The following is an 18,271-nucleotide window of genomic DNA, read 5'->3' on the forward strand; positions in this document are numbered from 1 at the left end:
TCGCCTAAAGAGTGCCCCCATAGGCCCAATCGGGCTTGGATCGCGCACGGTCCGTCACATCGCACCACACAACAAACAGGTACAGCCATTTCAAGTTCCAGCCCGCTTCGCGGCCGACCGGTCAATCAGCTTTGCGCGCGGCTTCCCTCGCATACCCAGCGGCAGCGCGCAGCGCTGTGCCGAAGCTATTTCGTGCTGAACCAGTGCCTTCTACGTACTAGCTTGTCAGACCGTGCGCGATCCAAGCCCGGTTGTTTCCTTGAGGGCACTCTTTAGGCGAGGGCCGTTCCCGGAGGAGAAGAGTGGCCAACGTGCGTGTGACCGCGGGCGGTGACAAAGCTGCTTTCTTTGGTGACTTTCTTTGCAGCAGCAAAGAAAGTTACCCCCGCCCCGGGGAGGGGCAGTGCTAATAGACCAACAAGAAATCAGGCAATCCACGAAAAACCCGAAGCAAAAACCCTCACCGCCCCAAATAAGACTCGATAACCGCATCATCCCGCTTGACCTCATCCAACGAGCCTTCAGCAAGCACCCGCCCCTCCGCCATCACAGTAACCTTCCCGGAAACACCAGCAAGCGCAGCAACAAACTCCATATCATGCTCGACAACCATCATCGAACACGAGCCGCGCAGCTTGTTCAGCAACTCCGCAAGCTCCATCGTTTCATGATCCGTCATCCCGGCGGCGGGCTCATCGAGCAAAAGCAACGCAGGCTGCTGCATCAGCAACATGCCGATTTCAAGCCGCTGCTTCTGTCCATGCGACAACTCGCCCGCAAGCCGCGTCGCCTGATGCTGCAGGCGAATCAACTCCAGCGTTTCTTCGATGCGCGCCTGCGCCTGCGCATCCAGCCTCGCACGCAGCGAAGCGAACCACCGCTTGTCGGTCTTCATCGCCAGTTCGAGGTTCTCCCACACGGGATGATTCTCGAACACGGTAGGCTTCTGAAACTTGCGGCCGATGCCGGTGCGCGCAATCACCGGCTCCGACATGCGCGTGAGATCGAACGTCTGCCCGAGAAACACACGGCCCGCATCAGGCCGCGTCTTGCCCGTGATGACGTCCATCATCGTGGTCTTGCCCGCGCCGTTCGGGCCGATCACGCAGCGCAGTTCGCCGACGTCGATGGACAGCGTGAGCTTGTTCAACGCGCGAAAGCCATCGAAGCTCACGGTGACATCCTCGAGATAGAGAATCGCGCCGTGCGATACATCGATCTCGCCGGGCGCGAGCACATGGCCCATGCCCGCGACGCCGCTCACATTGACACGCTCGTCGAAGGTCGGAAGCGGCGGCAAGTCCACGATCAATGCGTTGTGTGCAGTCATTGCGCTGCGTCTCCTTGAGTCTTCCTGCGCCGCGCGAGATCAATCAGTCCCATGATGCCGTTCGGTAAAAGCAAAGGCACGAGCGTGAAGATGAGGCCAAGGAAGAACAGCCAGTATTCAGCGAAATACGCCGTGAAAAAGCTCTTCGCGCCGTTCACCGCGAACGCGCCCACGATCGGCCCGATCAACGTGCCGCGTCCGCCGACAGCGACCCATATCGCCATTTCGATCGAGTTCGCAGGCGACATCTCGCTCGGATTGATGATGCCGACCTGCGGCACGTACAACGCACCGGCAATGCCGCACAGCACCGCCGACACCGTCCAGATGAAGAGCTTGTACGCAAGCGGGCTGTAGCCGAGAAACATGAGACGCGCTTCGCCGTCGCGCACGCCGGTGACGACGCGCCCGAGCTTCGACGTGACGATCCAGCGCGCCGCGAGGAACGCGAGCACCAGCACCGCGAACGTAATGAGGAAGAGGGCGGTGCGCGTACCCGCATGCGTGATCGGAAACCCCGCGATGCGCTTGAAATCCGTGAAGCCGTTGTTGCCGCCGAAACCTGTTTCGTTGCGATAGAAAAGCAGCATCGCGGCGAAGGTCATCGCCTGCGTGATGATCGACAGATACACGCCCTTCACGCGCGAGCGGAACGTGAAGAACCCGAAGACCCACGCGAGCACGCCAGGCACGAGCACGACGAGCAGCAACGCATACCAGAGATGTTCCGTGCCTTCCCAGTACCAGGGCAGCGCATGCCAGTCGAGGAACACCATGAAGTCGGGCAGATCGCTCTTGTACACGCCTTCCCGGCCGATCGAGCGCATCAGGTACATGCCCATCGCATAGCCGCCGAGCGCGAAGAAGAGCGCATGGCCTAGGCTCAGAATGCCGCAGTAGCCCCACACGAGATCGAGCGCGAGCGCGCCGATCGCGTAGCACATGAGCTTGGCCGTGAGCGTCATCGCGTACGCGGACAGATGGAACGTGCTCGTCTCCGGCAACGCGAGCGCGGAGACCGGCACGCAAATCCCCATCGCGATGACGAGCGCGAGCAGCGCGATCCAGCCGTTACGCGGCAGCAACGCGGCGCGCGGCGCAAGTCCGAGCGCAAAGCCGGCGCGCGCGGCGCTCGCATCGGCTTGCGGCGTGACGTCGAGGTTCGCGGAAAGATTGGTCGATGCGGTCATGACTCAGGCCTCGGCGCTTCGGCCCTTCAGGGCGAACATGCCCTGCGGACGCTTCTGGATGAACAGCACGATCAGCACGAGCACCGCGATCTTCGCGAGCACCGCGCCCCAGAACGGCTCGACCGTCTTGCTGACGAGCCCGAGCCCGAAGCCGCCGATCACCGTGCCCGCGAGCTGGCCGACGCCGCCCAGCACGACCGCCATGAACGAATCGATGATGTAGCTCTGCCCGAGATCCGGACCGACATTGCCGATCTGCGAGAGCGCGCACCCGCCGAGCCCCGCGATGCCCGCGCCGAACGCGAATGCATACGAATCGACGCGCGCCGTCTTCACGCCGACGCACGCGGCCATCCTGCGGTTTTGCGTCACCGCGCGCACGAAGAGACCGAGGCGCGTTTTCGTGAGCACGGCCCACGCGATCAGCACGACGACGAGCGAGAACGCGAGGATCGTCAGCCGGTTGTACGGCAGGATGAGGTTCTGCATCACCGCGACGCCGCCGCTCATCCATGATGGATTCGTCACCTGCACGTTCTGCGCGCCGAAGAGCGTGCGCGTCGCCTGAATGAGGATCAGGCTGATGCCGAAGGTCGTGAGCAGCGTTTCGAGCGGACGTCCATAGAGATGCTTCAGCACGAGCCGCTCCAGTACGATGCCGACGAGCGCCGCCGCGATGAACGACGCGGGCACCGCGAACAGCGGATACCAGTCGAACGCGGCGGGCGCGTAATGCTGCACGAGGTTTTGCACGACATACGTCGCATAGGCGCCGATCATCAGAAACTCGCCGTGCGCCATGTTGATGACGCCGATCAGCCCATACGTGATCGCAAGCCCGAGCGCGGCGAGCAGCAGCACACTGCCGAGTGACAGGCCCGCGAAGATCGTGCCGAAGATCTCGCTGCGGCGCTGAATCGAATCGAGCGCGTACAGACCGTCCTGCGCCGCGCCGCGCACGCGCGCATCGGGCTCGTTGAACACGCCGTCGGCGTTCTTCGCGACGATCGGGCGCAGCAGTTCATACATGTCGAGATCGTGCCGCGCGGCGACGAGTTGCGCGGCTTCGAGGCGCTTGTTCACGTCGGGATCGTGCAGCGCGGTCATCGCCCAGAGCGTGTCGAGGCGCTTCTTCAGATCGGGATCGCGTTCGATGGCGCGGGCGCGATCGATCATCGGCTTCATCGACGGGTCCGGGCTCTTCAATAACGCCGCGATCGCTTCGCGGCGTTTGGCGATATCGGTCGATGCGAGCTGCAGCCCCGACAGCGCGCCCGCCACTTTCGCGCGCAGGATATTCGAGAGCGTGATCTGCTGCGCATCCGGCGCGTCGACGGGTTTGCCCGTCACGGGGTCCTTGTTGCCGTCATCGGTTTGAATCGCGACGCGGCCCGCATCGGTCGCGACGAGCGAGCCGTCGGACAAGGCGTTCAGCACGGCGAGCGAAGGCGCATCGGCGTTGGCGATGAGCTTGTCGATGGCGGCGGACTTCGCTTCGAAATCGTCGCCGGCGAGCGGGGCGAGATCGTCGGCGGTGAGCGCATGCGCCGCAAGCGACGTCAACGCGATGCATAGCGCGAGCAGAACGCGCACGAAGGAACCGGTCATGATGGCTTTTGTTGTATGACTCAAAGGGCCGCGCGTCATCGATCGGCGCGCGGCCATGACTTCATGGCATCAATGCATCACGCCACGCGCACGCGTTGACGGCGCAGGAACGCGGGAATCGAGCTGACGATATCCGGCTTGCCCTGATTGCCCGCGATATACGGACTCCACGGCTGCGCGCGGACTGCGGTCTTGGTCTTCCAAACGACATTGAACTGGCCGTCGCCGCGAATCTCGCCGATCATCACCGGCTTGTGCAGATGATGGTTGCCGTCCATCGTCAGCGTGAAGCCCGAGGGCGCGGCGAAGGTCTGGCCGATCATCGCGGCGCGCACCTTGTCGACGTCGGCGCTCTTTGCCTTTTCGACGGCCTGCTTCCACATGTGGATGCCGACGAAGGTCGCTTCCATCGGATCGTTCGTGACGCGCTTGTCGCCGCCGGGGAGATTCTGCGCCTTGGCGTACGCGAAGAATTCCTTCTCGAACTTCGTGTTGTTCGCGTTCTTCACCGACATGAAGTAGTTCCATGCGGCGAGATGCCCGACGAGCGGTTTCGTATCGATGCCGCGCAGTTCTTCCTCGCCGACCGAGAATGCGACGACGGGCACGTCGGTCGCTTTCAGGCCCTGGTTGCCGAGTTCCTTGTAGAACGGTACGTTCGAATCGCCGTTGATCGTAGAGATGACGGTCGTCTTTCCCCCCTGGGCAAAGGTCTTGATGTTCGCGACGATGGTCTGATAGTCGCTGTGTCCGAACGGTGTGTAGACCTCTTGAATGTCCGCATCCTTGACGCCTTTGGAGTGGAGGAAGGCGCGCAGGATCTTGTTGGTCGTGCGCGGGTACACGTAGTCCGTGCCGAGCAGGAAGAAGCGCTTGGCGCTGCCGCCTTCGGCGCCCATCAGATATTCGACGGCGGGGATGGCCTGCTGATTCGGCGCCGCGCCCGTATAGAACACGTTGCGCGACATCTCTTCGCCTTCGTATTGCACGGGGTAGAAGAGCAGGCCGTTGAGCTCTTCGAACACGGGCAGCACGGACTTGCGCGACACCGACGTCCAGCAGCCGAAGACCACCGCGCACTTGTCCTGCGTGAGAAGCTGGCGCGCTTTCTCGGCGAAGAGCGGCCAGTTGGAAGCTGGATCGACGACCACGGGTTCGATCTTGCGGCCCATCACGCCGCCGTTCTTGTTGATATCGGCGATGGTCATGAGCGCCGTGTCTTTCAGCGACGTCTCGGAGATTGCCATCGTGCCCGAGAGCGAATGCAGGATGCCGACCTTGATAGGGCCGCTGTCGGCGGCGTGGGCTTTGGAGATCGGAAGCTGACCCGCGAGGGCGAGCGCGCCCGACATGGAGCCGAACTTCAGCAGACTGCGTCGTTTCATTTCTGTGTTCCCCTTGCCGGTGTGGTTTGTTTGAGCCTTTACGATTGCTCGGTTCGTTCTGCAAGGGGTATGCCAATTGTTGTGGAATGTACTAGTTGTGCGGGTTTGGGGCGGTTTTGATGGTTTGGTGGCTTGGGATTGCGGTGGGGTTTTGGTGCATGGCGGAGGCGGTGTGCATCGTTGCGGTGCGGGTTTGCTTTTCGCTCGCGCGGGGTTTTTTCGTGGATTGCCTGTTTTCGTGTCGGTCTATTTGCGCTGCCCCTCCCCGGGGCGGGGGTAACTTTCTTTGCTGCTGCAAAGAAAGTCACCAAAGAAAGCAGCTTTGTCACCGCCCGCGGTCACACGCAGTTTGGCCACTATTCTCCTCGGGGAACGGCCCTCGCCTAAAGAGTGCCCTCATAAACCCAATCGGGCTTGGATCGCGCACGGTCCGACAAACCATAACTTTGAACGCGCTGGTTCAGCACGAGATAGCTTCGGCACAGCGCTGCGCGCTGCCGCTGGGTATGCGAGGGAAACCAACGGAAGACGAGCGCGCACGCAAACCCGATTAGCCCATCGGCCGCGAAGCGGGCCGGAGCTTGAAATGGCTGTACCGGTTTGTTGTGTGGCGCGATGTGACGGATCGTGCGCGATCCAAGCCTGATTGGGCTTGTGAGGGCGACACTTAGGCGAGTGCCGCCTTGGGGGAGAAGAGTGGCCAAACTGCGTGTGACCGCGGGCGGTGACAAAGCTGCTTTCTTTGGTGACTTTCTTTGCAGCAGCAAAGAAAGTTACCCCCGCCCCGGGGAGGGGCAGTGCCAATAGACCGACGCGAATTCAGGCAATCCACGCCAAGCCCAAGCGCACCACCCCAACAACAAAAAAACCCCTCAACGATTAACCATCCGCGCCGGCACGCTCAACACCAACACCGCCCCAAGCACAAGAAAACCGGCAAGCATATACATCCCGCTAGAGGTGGAAGCAGTCGCCTGCCTCAACCACCCCACGAGATAAGGGCTAAGAAACCCCGCCAGATTCCCAAGCGAGTTGATCATCGCAATCCCGGCAGCCGCCCCCGTGCCGGCCAGAAACGCCGTCGGCAAGCTCCAGAACAAGGGCAGCGTCGTGAGAATACCCATCGTGGCAAGCGTGAGCCCGACCATCGCAAGCGTCGTGTTCGACGACCAGATCACCGACAACACCAGTCCCACCGCGCCCAGCAAGGCCGGAATCGCAATATGCCAGCGCCGCTCGCCGCTGCGATCCGCACTGCGCGCCGCGTACAACATGCCGATCACCGCCGCGCCATAAGGAATCGCGGACAGCAGGCCGACGTGCAGCGCATTGGATACGCCCATCGACTTGATGATGGTCGGCAGCCAGAAGCTCACGCCATACAGACCCATCACGAACGAGAAGTAGATCAGGCTCATCAGCCAGACCTTCGGGCTCGACAGGATCTGTCCGATCGAATGATCTTCCTTCTCGACGTTATCGGCCGCGATATTGCGCTCCAGCAGATCGCGCTCTTCCGCGGTCAGCCACTTCGCCTTCGCGATGCGGTCATCGAGCTTGATCAGCACGACGAGACCCACGATCACCGACGGAATGCCTTCGAGCAGCAGCAGCCATTGCCAGCCGTGCCAGCCGTTCTTCATGTGGAACGCATCCATGATCCAGCCGCTGATCGGCCCGCCGATCAAACCGGACAGCGCAATCGCGGTCATGAAGAGCGTCGTGATGCGCGCGCGCCGGCGCGCCGGAAACCAGTACGTCAGATAAAGAATGATGCCGGGGAAGAAGCCCGCTTCCGCCGCGCCGAGCAGAAAGCGCATCACGTAGAACATGGTCGGCGTCGTGATGAACATGGTCAGCGCGGAAATGATGCCCCACGTGATCATGATCCGCGCGATCCACACACGCGCGCCGACGCGATGCAGGATGATGTTGCTCGGAATCTCGAAGATGAAATAGCCGAAGAAGAAGATGCCCGCGCCGAAGCCGTACACGGCGTCGGAGAGTTGAAGGTCGGCGGCCATCTGCAATTTGGCGAAGCCGACGTTCACGCGATCCAGATACGCGACGATGTAGCAGATGAGCAGAAGCGGCGCGAGCCGCCAGACGACCTTGCGGTAAGTGGCTTCTTCGAATGCGGGATTGGCGCCTGCGGCGGGGCGTGGCGCCGGGTTGGCGGTGCTGGCCATGTTGCTTGTCTCCTCTAGTTTTAACGCACGAAGCCGAGCGGATGGGCCCGCTCACGATTACGGACGCGTAAGGATTCTAGCCCTTTGGCCACAGCGCCAAACGCTTGTTTTCGCTAGGGAAAGCACCGATGTTTAAGCGCACGCCGCACTCGCCGCGCGGCGTGCGCCCGAGGCTCAGACGCAGCGTCCGCCATCCACTTCGAGCGCGACGCCGGTGATGAATTCGGCCTCGTCGGAGGCGAGATAGAGCGCGGCGTTCGCGACATCCTGCGGCGTCGAGAAGCGGCCGAGCGGGATCGTCGCGAGAAACTTGCGGCGGTTTTCCGGCGTGTCGTCCATGCCCATGAATTCGGAGAGCAGGGCGGTTTCGCCCATCACCGGATTGATGCAGTTCACGCGGATGCGGTCCGCGCCCAGTTCGACCGCAAGCGCCTTGCTCGCGACGATCACCGCCGCCTTGCTGCCGTTGTACCAGACGAGGCCCGGGCGCGGCCGCACGCCCGCCGTCGATGCGATGTTGATGAACGCGCCGCCGCCGCGCTCCCGAAAATACGGCACGAACTGCTCGACGCTCCAGTAGATGCTCTTCACGTTCACCGCATAGACGCGGTCGAACTCGGCCTCGGTCACATCGAGCACGGGCTTGTTGCGATGCGTGGTGCCCGCGTTGTTGACGACGGCCTGCACGCTGCCGAAGTCCTGAATGGCCGCATCGAAGAGCGTTTGCCAGTCCTCGCGCTTCGTCACGTCGCCCGCCACGGCGATCGCGCGTCCATGCTTCACTTCCGGCGACGACGCCAGCGCGATCTCGCTCGCCACGCGCTCGGCGGCCGGCCCGTTCAGATCGTTGACGACGACATTCGCGCCCTCGCGCGCGAACGTCTTCGCGATGCCTTCGCCGAAACCCGAGCCGCCGCCCGTGACGATTACGGTCTTCCCTTGCAGTCGCATGACGTCTCCTTTATCCGTGCTTGATCGCGATGGTCTTGAGCGTCGTGAAGCCGTACAGCGCCTCGAAGCCTTTCTCGCGCCCGTGTCCCGAATGTTTCACGCCGCCGAACGGCAATTCGATGCCGCCGCCCGCGCCATAGTTGTTGATGAACACCTGACCCGAGCGCACGCGGCGCGCAAGACGCATCTGGCGCGCGCCGTCGCGGGTCCAGATGCCCGCCACCAGCCCGTAGTCGGTGCCGTTGGCGAGCTTCAGCGCCTCGGCTTCGTCCTCGAAAGGCATTGCGGCGAGCACCGGGCCGAAGACTTCCTCTCGCGCGAGCCGGTGCGCCGGCGGGACATCGCGCAGGAGCGTCGGCGCCTGATAGAAGCCGGCTTCCGGCGCATCGCCGACGACTTCGCCGTGCGCCGCCATCGGAATGCCGTCGTGCTGCGCATCGGAGAGGAAATCCCACACGCGCTGCTGCTGCTTCGCGCTGATGAGCGGTCCGCAGTCGAGATCGAGCTTGCTCGGGCCGACCTTCAACGCGGCGAACGCGTGCGAGAGACGTTCCAGCAAGGGCTCGTATGCCGCGCGCTCGATCAGCACGCGGCTGCCCGCCGAGCATGTCTGACCCGCGTTCTGCACGATCGCGGCGACGAGCACGGGTAGCGCGGCGTCGAGATCGGCATCGGCGAATACGATTTGCGGCGACTTGCCGCCCAGTTCCAGCGTGACGGGTACGTGGTTGTCGGCGGCCATTTTGGTGACGGCCGCGCCCGTCGCGGGCGAACCCGTAAACGAGATGTGATCGATGCCCGGATGCCGCGCGAGCGCCGCGCCCGCTTCGTGCCCGTAGCCGGTGACGACATTGAGCGCGCCGTCGGGCAAGCCGGCCTCCGCCGCCAGCTCCGCGATGCGCAACAGCGAGAGGCACGCGTCTTCGGCTGGCTTGACCACGCACGCGTTGCCGGTCGCGAGCGCCGCGCCGACACTGCGCCCGAAAATCTGCAGCGGATAGTTCCACGGCACGATGTGGCCGGTCACGCCATGCGCCTCGCGGATCGTCAGCACGGTGTAGCCGGACTGGTAGGGCAGGGTTTCGCCGTGCAGCTTGTCGGCGGCGCCCGCGTAGAACTCGAAATAGCGCGCGATGCCGGTCGCGTCGGCGCGCGCCTGCTTGAGCGGCTTGCCGGTGTCGCGCGCCTCGACCTGCGCGATCTCCTCGTGACACGCGGCGATCAGCATCGACAGGCGCGCGAGGATGCGTCCGCGCTCGGCTGCGCTCGTCGCGCCCCACGGGCCGTCGAAGGCGGCGCGCGCGGCGGCCACCGCGCGGTCGATGTCGCCCGCCGTGCCGCGCGCGATCTCCGCGAAAATCTGGCCGTCCGACGGATCGACGACTGGAATCGTCTCGCCGCCCGACGCCGCGACCCAGCGGTTGCCGATGAAATGCTTTGCGTCTTCCATGCATGTCTCCCGGAATTCGGTCTGGTCTTCCGATTATCGCGCCATAATCGGGCGTGCGCCTTGCGCGCAAAGGCGCGGGGCCCGATTGGCTATAATGACGTGATCACGCAAAAGCGGCGGCGGCGTCTCGCAGACCGTCCGTCCGTGCGATTCCCTCTTCCTTCTCAACTTCTCCAGAGAGTGCTCATGAGCTTCAATAACGTACCTCCCGGCAAGGATCTCCCGCAGGATTTCAACGTCATCATCGAAATTCCCGCGCAGAGCGATCCGGTCAAATACGAAGCCGACAAGGACATGGGCCTGCTCATCGTCGACCGTTTCATCGGTACCGGCATGCGCTATCCGGCCAACTACGGCTTCATTCCGCAGACGCTCTCGGGCGACGGCGACCCGGTCGACGTGCTTGTCATCACGCCGTATCCGCTGCTGGCGGGCTCGGTCGTGCGCGCGCGTGCGCTCGGCATGCTGCAAATGACGGACGAATCGGGCGTGGACGCGAAGCTCGTCGCCGTGGCGCACGACAAGGTCTGCCCGATGACGGCGAACCTCAAGTCGATCGACGACGTGCCGGAGTTCCTGAAGGACCAGATCAAGCACTTCTTCGAGAACTACAAGGCGCTCGAAAAGGGCAAGTGGGTGAAGGTCGAGGGCTGGGCGGGCATCGATGCCGCTCACAAGGAAATTTCGGAAGGCGTGGCGAACTACAAGAAGTAAGCGCGTTTTTCGATTGAGTTTTCGATGAAACGCCGCCGCGTTGACTGAAACGCGGCGGCGTTTTTTATTCTTCCTCGCTTGCCTCGCTCCTGGGCAACACCGATTCCAGCGTTCTTTCCCCCGCGATCAACGCGCGCTTTTGCATCGGCGACAAGCGCTTGACGCGATATTCCGCCCGCAACGCCTCCGATTTCCCCGCCAGTTCGAACGACGCCAGCACGCGCAACGGCTTCCTCGCACGCGTATAGCGCGCGCCCTTGCCGCTCGCATGCGCGCTGAAGCGCGCTTCGACGTCAGTCGCGATGCCCGTGTAGAGGCTGCCGTCGGCGCATTCGATCAGATAGAGGAACCAGGCCATGAGCGTGTGTCGATGATTTGCCGCGCATTATCGCTGAAAGCACCGCGGCGGGGCATCGGCGTGCGCGGGCGAGTTGCGCGAAAATAGCCGCTTTCGGGCGCGCTTCTTGAATGCGTCCATCGATATTTAGCGAGGTAGCCTGTTGAATCGCGAGATCGAAATTCATGTGGTCGATGCGCTCACCGATATCCCCGCCGCCGACTGGAACCGGCTCGCGGGCGACAATCCGTTCGTGCGTCACGCGTTCCTCTCGGCGTTGCAGGAGACGGGCTGCGCGGTGAAGCGCACCGGCTGGCGCGCGCAACATCTGATGCTCAGACGCGGCGGTGAATTCGCCGGGGCGATGCCGCTCTATCTGAAATCGCACTCACGCGGCGAGTACGTGTTCGATCACGCATGGGCCGATGCCTTCGAGCGCCACGGCCTGCGCTATTACCCGAAGGCGCTCTCGGCGGTGCCGTTCTCGCCCGTGACGGGGCCGCGCCTCATCGCCGCGCACCACGAGGATCGCGTACTGCTCGCGCGTGGTGCAATCGAGCTGACGCGCAGGCTCGAACTGTCGTCGCTGCACGTGTTGTTTGCGCATGCGCAGGACATCGAGGCGCTGACGGACGCGGGCTACATGCTGCGCGAAGGCGTGCAGTTCCACTGGGAGAATTTGCCCGGCGACGGCTTCGCGAGCTTCGACGCCTTCCTCGCGACGATGAGTCACGACAAGCGCAAGAAGGTGAAGCAGGACCGGCGGCGCGTGGCGGACGCGGGCGTCACGTACACCTGGCTGCGCGGCGCGCAGATCGACGATCGCGCGCTCGACTTCTTCTACGACTGCTACGAGAACACGTATCGCGAACACTGGAACGCGCCGTATCTCACGCGCGAGTTCTTCGGGCGGATTCACGCCGATGCGCCCGACAGCATCCTGCTCGTGATTGCCGAAGCGGACGGCGAGCGCCTCGCGTGCGCGCTCAACATGATCGGCGGCGACACCATGTACGGCCGCTATTGGGGCACGCGCGAGTTCGTCTCGGGGCTGCACTTCGAGACGTGCTACATGCAGGGCATCGCGTATTGCATCGAGCACGGGCTCGCGCGTTTCGAAGGCGGCGCGCAGGGTGTGCACAAGATGTCGCGCGGTCTCCTGCCGACGCCGACCTGGTCTGCGCACTGGATCGCGGACCAGCGTTTCGCGCACGCGATCGGCGAGTTTCTCGATGCCGAAACCGAAGCGATGGATCAGCATATCGGCGAACTGGAAGCGCATACGCCGTTCAGGAAGAAAGCGTGATGCGATAATCCCGCCGTCATCGCACCCTCAATTTTGCATCGACATGAAAACCCGCATCGCACTCGCCCAGATCAATGTCACCGTCGGCGATTTCGCCGGCAACGCCGCGCGGCTCGTCGATGCCGCGCGCGTCGCGCACGAAAACGGCGCACGGCTCATGATCGCGCCGGAACTGGCGCTGTCGGGTTATCCGCCGGAAGATCTGCTGCTGCGCCCGGCGTTTTATCGTGCGAGCGCGGCGGCGCTCGACGATCTCGCGGCGCAGTTGAAGGCGTTCGATGGTCTGCACGTGCTCGTCGGTCATCCGCATCGCGTGCGCGAAGAAGGCGTCGATCCGGATACGCCGATCGCGCGTGGCGTGCCGCCGCGCGATACGTACAACGCGGCTTCGCTGATCGCTAATGGTGCGATCGTCGGCACCTATCTGAAGCAGGATCTGCCCAACACCGAAGTCTTCGACGAGAAGCGCTACTTCGCCACCGATCCGCGTCCGTTCGTGTTCGAGCTCGACGGCGTGCGCTATGGCGTGGTGATCTGCGAGGATGCTTGGCACGCCTCGGCGGCGCAACTCGCGAAGGCGGCGGGCGCGCAAGTGCTGCTGATTCCGAACGGCTCGCCGTTCCACGTCAACAAGGAGTCGGTGCGCTTCGACATTCTGCGCGCGCGTATCCGCGAGACCGGCATACCGATGGTCTACGTGAATCTCGCGGGTGCGCAGGACGAGCTGATCTTCGACGGCGGCTCCTTCGTGCTCGATGCGCACGGCGCGCTCGTCACGAAGCTGGCCCAGTTCGATGAAACCGTCGGCTTCGTCGATTTCGAGGGCGCCATGCCGGTGCGCGGCGAACTCGCGCCGGACTTGCCGTTCGAGGCGCAGGTGTACAAGGCGCTCGTCGTCGGCGTGCGCGATTACATTGGCAAGAACGGCTTTCCGGGCGCGATCATCGGCTTGTCGGGCGGCGTGGATTCGGCGCTCGTGCTCGCGGTCGCGTGCGATGCGCTCGGGCCGGACCGCGTGCGCGCGGTGATGATGCCCTCGCGCTATACCGCCGACATCTCCACCACCGACGCGCGCGACATGGCGCAACGCGTCGGCGTGAAGTACGACGAGATCGCGATCGCGCCGATGTTCGAGGCGTTCCGCGGCGCGCTCGCCGAAGAGTTCGCGGGCCGCGCGGAAGATGCGACCGAAGAGAACATTCAGGCACGCATTCGGGGCACGCTGCTCATGGCGCTGTCGAACAAGTTCGGCTCGATCGTGCTCACGACGGGCAACAAGAGCGAGATGGCCGTCGGCTATTGCACGCTGTACGGCGACATGGCGGGCGGTTTCGCGGTCATCAAGGACATTGCGAAGACGCTCGTCTACAAGGTCTGCCACTATCGCAACGCGACCGATGCGTACGGACAGCGCGATGTGATTCCCGAGCGCATTCTCACGCGCGCGCCTTCCGCCGAGCTGCGCGAGAACCAGACCGATCAGGACAGCCTGCCGCCCTACGAAGTCCTCGACGCGATCATGCGCATGTACATGGAGGAAGACCGCCCGCTCGCGGAGATCGTCGCGGCGGGCTACCGCGCGGACGATGTGAAGCGCGTCACGCGGCTCATCAAGATCAACGAATACAAGCGGCGGCAGGCACCGATCGGCATTCGCGTCACGCATCGCGCGTTCGGCCGCGACTGGCGTTACCCGATCACTTCGCGCTTCGATGAACCGCTCGCCGAACCACTGGCGCGATGAAACGCGACTAGAATCGAAAGCATCTCTCCGAATCCGTCCATCCGGGACATCCATTCAACTCGAAGCGAGGCACGCCATGAAACGCATCACCGCCATCATCAAACCGTTCAAGCTCGACGAAGTCCGCGAAGCGCTGGCCGAAGTCGGTCTGACCGGGCTGACGGTCACGGAAGTGAAGGGCTTCGGACGCCAGAAAGGGCATACCGAGCTCTATCGTGGTGCAGAGTACGTGGTCGACTTTCTGCCGAAGGTGAAGATCGAAGTTGTTGTCGCGAACGATCAAACCGATCAGGTCATCGACGCGATCATCGGCGCGGCGCGCACGGGCAAGATCGGCGACGGCAAGATTTTCGTGGCCGACGTCGAACGCGTGATCCGCATCCGCACCGGCGAGGAAAACGAAGCGGCGGTCTGAGCGCCCGCGTTCTTCGCTTTTTTGCTCTCGGGCCCGCCGTTCGCGCGGGCCTTTCTTTCTCCCGCATCCGCGTGCACCGGCGCGATGCGCGCCTTTTTTTTCGACGTGACGCCGGCCTGAGCGCAGCATTCCACCGCCGTGCGGTAACATCGAATTCCAGTTAGATCATTGTAAGGAATCGTTTGATGCATCACGCGATCGGCTTCATTCAGGATCTTGCGGTGATCATGGCCATCGCGGGCGTCGTGACGGTGCTGTTTCACCGTTTGCGGCAGCCGGTCGTTCTCGGCTATATCGCCGCGGGCGTGATCATCGGGCCGTACACGCCGCCGTTCAATCTCATCCACGACGAAGTGACCATTCAGACGCTCGGCGAGCTCGGCGTCGTGTTCCTGATGTTCTCGCTCGGGCTCGAATTCAGCCTGCGCAAGCTGTTCCGGGTCGGCGCGACGGCGTTCGTCGCGGCGCTGTCGGAAATCGTGCTGATGATCTGGATCGGCTACGAGATCGGCCGCTGGTTCGACTGGACCGTGATGGACTCGCTTTTTCTCGGCGCGATGCTCGCGATCTCGTCGACGACGATCATCGTGAAGGCGCTCTCCGAGCTCGGCATGAAAGGCGAGCACTTCGCGCAGATCGTGTTCGGCATTCTGATCGTGGAGGACATTCTCGCCATCGCGATGCTCGTGCTGCTGTCCGGCATCGCGCAGACGGGGTCGGTAAGCGCGGGCGTCGCGGTGGTCACGCTCGGCAAGTTGCTGCTCTTCATGACGGTGTCGCTGGTCGTCGGCATTCTCACGGTGCCGCGCGCGCTCAATTACGTGGCGAAGGCGAAAAGCGACGAGATGCTGCTCGTCACCGTGCTCGGCTTCTGCTTCGGATTCTGCCTGCTCGTCGTGAAGCTCGATTATTCGATCGCGCTCGGCGCGTTCCTGATCGGCGCGATCATGGCGGAGTCGAAGCATCTCGCGCGCATCGAGCATCTGATCGCGCCGGTGCGCGACATGTTTTCGGCGATCTTCTTCGTCACCATCGGCCTGCTGCTCAATCCCACGGTGCTCGTCGATTACGCGTGGCCGATCGCCGTCATCACCATCGCGGTCGTGGCCGGCAAGATCGTGTCGTGCGGGCTCGGCACCTTTCTCGCGGGCAAGGACGGGCGCACCGCGATGCGCGTCGGCATGAGCGTCTCGCAGATTGGCGAGTTCTCGTTCATCATCGCCTCGCTCGGGTTGTCGCTGAAAGTGACGAGCCCCTTTCTCTACCCGATCGCGGTCGCCGTATCCGCGCTGACGACGCTGCTCACGCCGTATCTGATCCGCGCCGCCGACCCCGCCACGGTCCGCCTCGCGCGCGCGATGCCCGCGCCGCTCGCGCACACCTTCGGTCTCTATTCGCAGTGGCTCGCGAGCCTCACGCCCGCGTCCGGCGGACCGACGCTCTTTTCGATGACCCGGCGCATCGTGCTGCAGATCGCGGTGAATCTCGCGCTCGTCGCGGCGATTTTCCTAGGCGCGTCCTATGCGGCACCGTTCGCGTCGGGCTATCTCGCGCGCTGGCTCGACACCGACAACGCGCAGCGCGTCGTGCTGTGGAGCGCGGCGCTCCTCGTCGCGTTGCCGTTTCTGGTCGCGGTGTATCGCAAGCTCGAATCGCTCGCGCTGCTGCTCGCCGAAGTGAGCGTGCAGCCCGCGAAGGCGGGGCGCTTCACGCGCGCGATCCGTTCGGCGATTTCCGGGCTGATTCCGATCGTCGCGATGTTCGGCGTCTTTCTGCTCGTGGCCGCCTTGTCGGGCGGCATCCTGCCGCCGTTCGGCCTGATGGTCGGCGTGCTGGTGTGCGTGGCGCTCTTGCTGACGGTGTTGTGGCGCTGGTGCGTGAAAATCCACGCGACGATGCAGATCGCCCTGCGCGAGACGTTCGAGGAGCCGCGCGACCATTGATCCCGCATCGCGGGATAGCCCTGACAGCGGCGCAGCGCCCGATCTCGCGATAATGTGAGCAAATGTGTGCTGGTTTGCCCCGTCCTGACGAGAGGCGGATAATTGGGGCGTGTGCATTCTCCTTATGGCGCGCGAGCGCCTGAATCCGGAATGAGCGATAACAAAACGTCCAACGACGCAAGCAGCACCGACGCGCGCCGAAGCGGCGCCGATTCCTCCGCCGCGGGTCATTCGCAAGACGCGACATCCGCACAAAACGCCCAGCACGCAGCGCGCGGCGCGAATCCGACGGCGCCGCCCGAAGCGGCCGCGGCGGCTTCGGCGCCAGGGCCGCAGGCCAGCGCGACCGAACGGGCATCGACCGACGCGCCTTCGAGCGCGTCGAACGTCGAGGCGGTCGACGAATCGCAGGTCCGGCGCGACGCGGCACAGCAGGCGGCCCGCGAAGCGCGGGCATCGGCGGCGAGCGCGACTGCCGCGCAGGAAGCCTCGGTACGCGAGAGGCAGCGGGCATCGAACCCAAAGGCGAGCCTAGCGGAGAATCTCGAAGCCGCGACCGAAGCGGAGGCCGCGAGCACGGCCAACGCGCAATCCGCCTCGTCCGATTCGCCGACAGGCCGCGCCGCGCCGTCGCCCGCTGTCGGCATGCCGCCCAGCATCAGCGAGGCGCCGGACTTCGGCACGCTCAATCCGCCGCCCTTGCCGTCGCCCGAACAGGCGGCCGCGCCCGCGCCGCCCGCGTATCTCAAGCAGTCGGATTCGGCGTGGTCGGTGTTCGGCCGCATCGTCGCGGCGCGCGCGCGTCAGATTTTCGACCGCGCGGGGCAGCGCATTACGCAGCGCACGTTGCGCATCGGCGTGTCGGCGCGCATCTTTCACCCGGAGCCGGGCGCAAAGGGGCTGCGCGGCAAGACGCTGCAATATCTGGAGGAATCGATCGCGCACTGGGTCATGTCGCGCGACGTGCTCGTTTTCATGATTCCGACTGTCGGCCAGCAGGGGATGCTGCATCCGAGCAATATTCGCCTGCGCGACTACGCGAAGCATCTCGACGGCCTCCTGCTGCAAGGCGGCGCGGACGTTTCTCCGCAGTCTTACGAGGAGCGCACGACGCGGCCGGAATGGCCGGGCGACCGCGTGCGCGACATGTACGAGCTCGAACTGCTGCACGAGTTCGTCGAATCGGGCAAGCCGGTGCTCGGCGTGTGCCGGGGTTGTCAGCTGATCAACGTCGCGTTCGGTGGCACGCTCTACGGCGACATCGCCACGGATGTGCCCACGGCCGGCATTCACGTCAACGAGCATTACGACCAGCATCGGCATTCGATCCGGTTCCCCGAGGGCTCGACGCTCGTCAACATGTTCCCGCACCAGCGCGAGGCGATCGTCAATTCGATTCACCATCAGGCGGTGAAGACGCTCGGTCGCGATCTGAACATCGAGGCCGTGTCGGCGTCGGACGGGATCATCGAGGCGGTGCGGTATCGCAAGTCGCCGTTCGTCGTCGGTGTGCAGTGGCATCCGGAGTTTCATCGCGCGGGCGGGGCCGAGTTGCTCGACTGCACGCCGCTGCTCGATACGTTCCTGCGTGTCGCGCGCGAGACGCGCTTCTGATCGAAAGCGCGTCTCGGCAGGTCGCAAAAACGAGAAGGCCCGCTCGATTCGAGCGGGCCTTCTTGCTTCGGGATGCTTCAGGCGCGTGTGGCCTA

14 protein-coding genes are annotated in these 18,271 nt (G+C 63.9%); 6 read left to right on the forward strand and 8 right to left on the reverse strand.

What is annotated here, in order from left to right; genetic code table 11:
* Positions 1-460: 460 nt before the first annotated feature.
* The 7 genes from urtD to AWB70_RS35535 form a co-directional block, all read right to left on the reverse strand.
* On the reverse strand, positions 461-1,330 hold the full coding sequence (gene urtD / locus AWB70_RS35500; protein WP_053568637.1) for an urea ABC transporter ATP-binding protein UrtD: 870 nt from the start codon (positions 1,328-1,330) through the stop codon (positions 461-463).
* A complete protein-coding gene (urtC, locus tag AWB70_RS35505; protein ID WP_053568636.1) occupies positions 1,327-2,520 on the reverse strand; it encodes an urea ABC transporter permease subunit UrtC in 1,194 nt (397 codons plus the stop codon). The genes urtD and urtC overlap by 4 nt, the downstream gene beginning before the upstream one ends.
* A gap of 3 nt (positions 2,521-2,523) precedes the next feature.
* A complete protein-coding gene (urtB, locus tag AWB70_RS35510) occupies positions 2,524-4,128 on the reverse strand; it encodes an urea ABC transporter permease subunit UrtB (RefSeq protein ID WP_053568670.1) in 1,605 nt (534 codons plus the stop codon).
* A gap of 77 nt (positions 4,129-4,205) precedes the next feature.
* Positions 4,206-5,513, reverse strand: a complete 1,308-nt coding sequence (gene urtA, locus AWB70_RS35515; protein ID WP_014192070.1) for an urea ABC transporter substrate-binding protein — start codon at positions 5,511-5,513, stop codon at positions 4,206-4,208.
* Positions 5,514-6,385: 872 nt separating this feature from the next.
* Positions 6,386-7,702 (reverse strand): MFS transporter, encoded by a 1,317-nt coding sequence (locus AWB70_RS35525; protein ID WP_014192069.1) that lies wholly within the window; start codon positions 7,700-7,702, stop codon positions 6,386-6,388.
* Positions 7,703-7,876: 174 nt separating this feature from the next.
* The gene (locus AWB70_RS35530) at positions 7,877-8,653 is read right to left on the reverse strand and encodes an SDR family oxidoreductase (protein ID WP_053568635.1); all 777 of its coding nucleotides are present in this window, start codon (positions 8,651-8,653) and stop codon (positions 7,877-7,879) included.
* A 10-nt stretch (positions 8,654-8,663) separates the two neighbouring features.
* A complete protein-coding gene (locus AWB70_RS35535; protein WP_053568634.1) occupies positions 8,664-10,103 on the reverse strand; it encodes an aldehyde dehydrogenase family protein in 1,440 nt (479 codons plus the stop codon).
* Between the two features lie 186 nt (positions 10,104-10,289).
* On the opposite strand from AWB70_RS35535, the gene ppa reads away from it, so the two are divergent.
* A complete protein-coding gene (ppa, locus tag AWB70_RS35540; protein ID WP_014192066.1) occupies positions 10,290-10,817 on the forward strand; it encodes an inorganic diphosphatase in 528 nt (175 codons plus the stop codon).
* Positions 10,818-10,881: 64 nt separating this feature from the next.
* On the opposite strand, the gene AWB70_RS35545 is transcribed toward ppa, so the two are convergent.
* Complete coding sequence (locus AWB70_RS35545; protein ID WP_014192065.1) at positions 10,882-11,175, reverse strand: GIY-YIG nuclease family protein; 294 nt, start codon at positions 11,173-11,175, stop codon at positions 10,882-10,884.
* 142 nt (positions 11,176-11,317) lie between these two features.
* On the opposite strand from AWB70_RS35545, the gene AWB70_RS35550 reads away from it, so the two are divergent.
* The 5 genes from AWB70_RS35550 (at position 11,318) to AWB70_RS35570 (ending at position 18,176) form a co-directional block, all read left to right on the forward strand.
* Complete coding sequence (locus AWB70_RS35550) at positions 11,318-12,460, forward strand: GNAT family N-acetyltransferase (RefSeq protein WP_053568633.1); 1,143 nt, start codon at positions 11,318-11,320, stop codon at positions 12,458-12,460.
* A 43-nt stretch (positions 12,461-12,503) separates the two neighbouring features.
* Positions 12,504-14,204 (forward strand): NAD+ synthase, encoded by a 1,701-nt coding sequence (locus tag AWB70_RS35555; protein ID WP_053568632.1) that lies wholly within the window; start codon positions 12,504-12,506, stop codon positions 14,202-14,204.
* A 76-nt stretch (positions 14,205-14,280) separates the two neighbouring features.
* Positions 14,281-14,619, forward strand: a complete 339-nt coding sequence (gene glnK, locus AWB70_RS35560) for a P-II family nitrogen regulator (protein WP_008342452.1) — start codon at positions 14,281-14,283, stop codon at positions 14,617-14,619.
* Positions 14,620-14,804: 185 nt separating this feature from the next.
* Positions 14,805-16,562 carry a cation:proton antiporter gene (locus AWB70_RS35565; protein ID WP_014192062.1) on the forward strand — a complete coding sequence of 586 codons (1,758 nt, stop codon included), beginning with the start codon at positions 14,805-14,807 and terminating at the stop codon, positions 16,560-16,562.
* A gap of 150 nt (positions 16,563-16,712) precedes the next feature.
* Positions 16,713-18,176: a gamma-glutamyl-gamma-aminobutyrate hydrolase family protein gene (locus AWB70_RS35570; RefSeq protein WP_053568631.1), complete on the forward strand. Its 1,464-nt coding sequence runs from the start codon at positions 16,713-16,715 to the stop codon at positions 18,174-18,176.
* Positions 18,177-18,271: the final 95 nt, after the last annotated feature.

It is taken from the genome of Caballeronia cordobensis, assembly GCF_001544575.2.
Taxonomy (GTDB): Bacteria; Pseudomonadota; Gammaproteobacteria; order Burkholderiales; family Burkholderiaceae; genus Caballeronia; species Caballeronia cordobensis.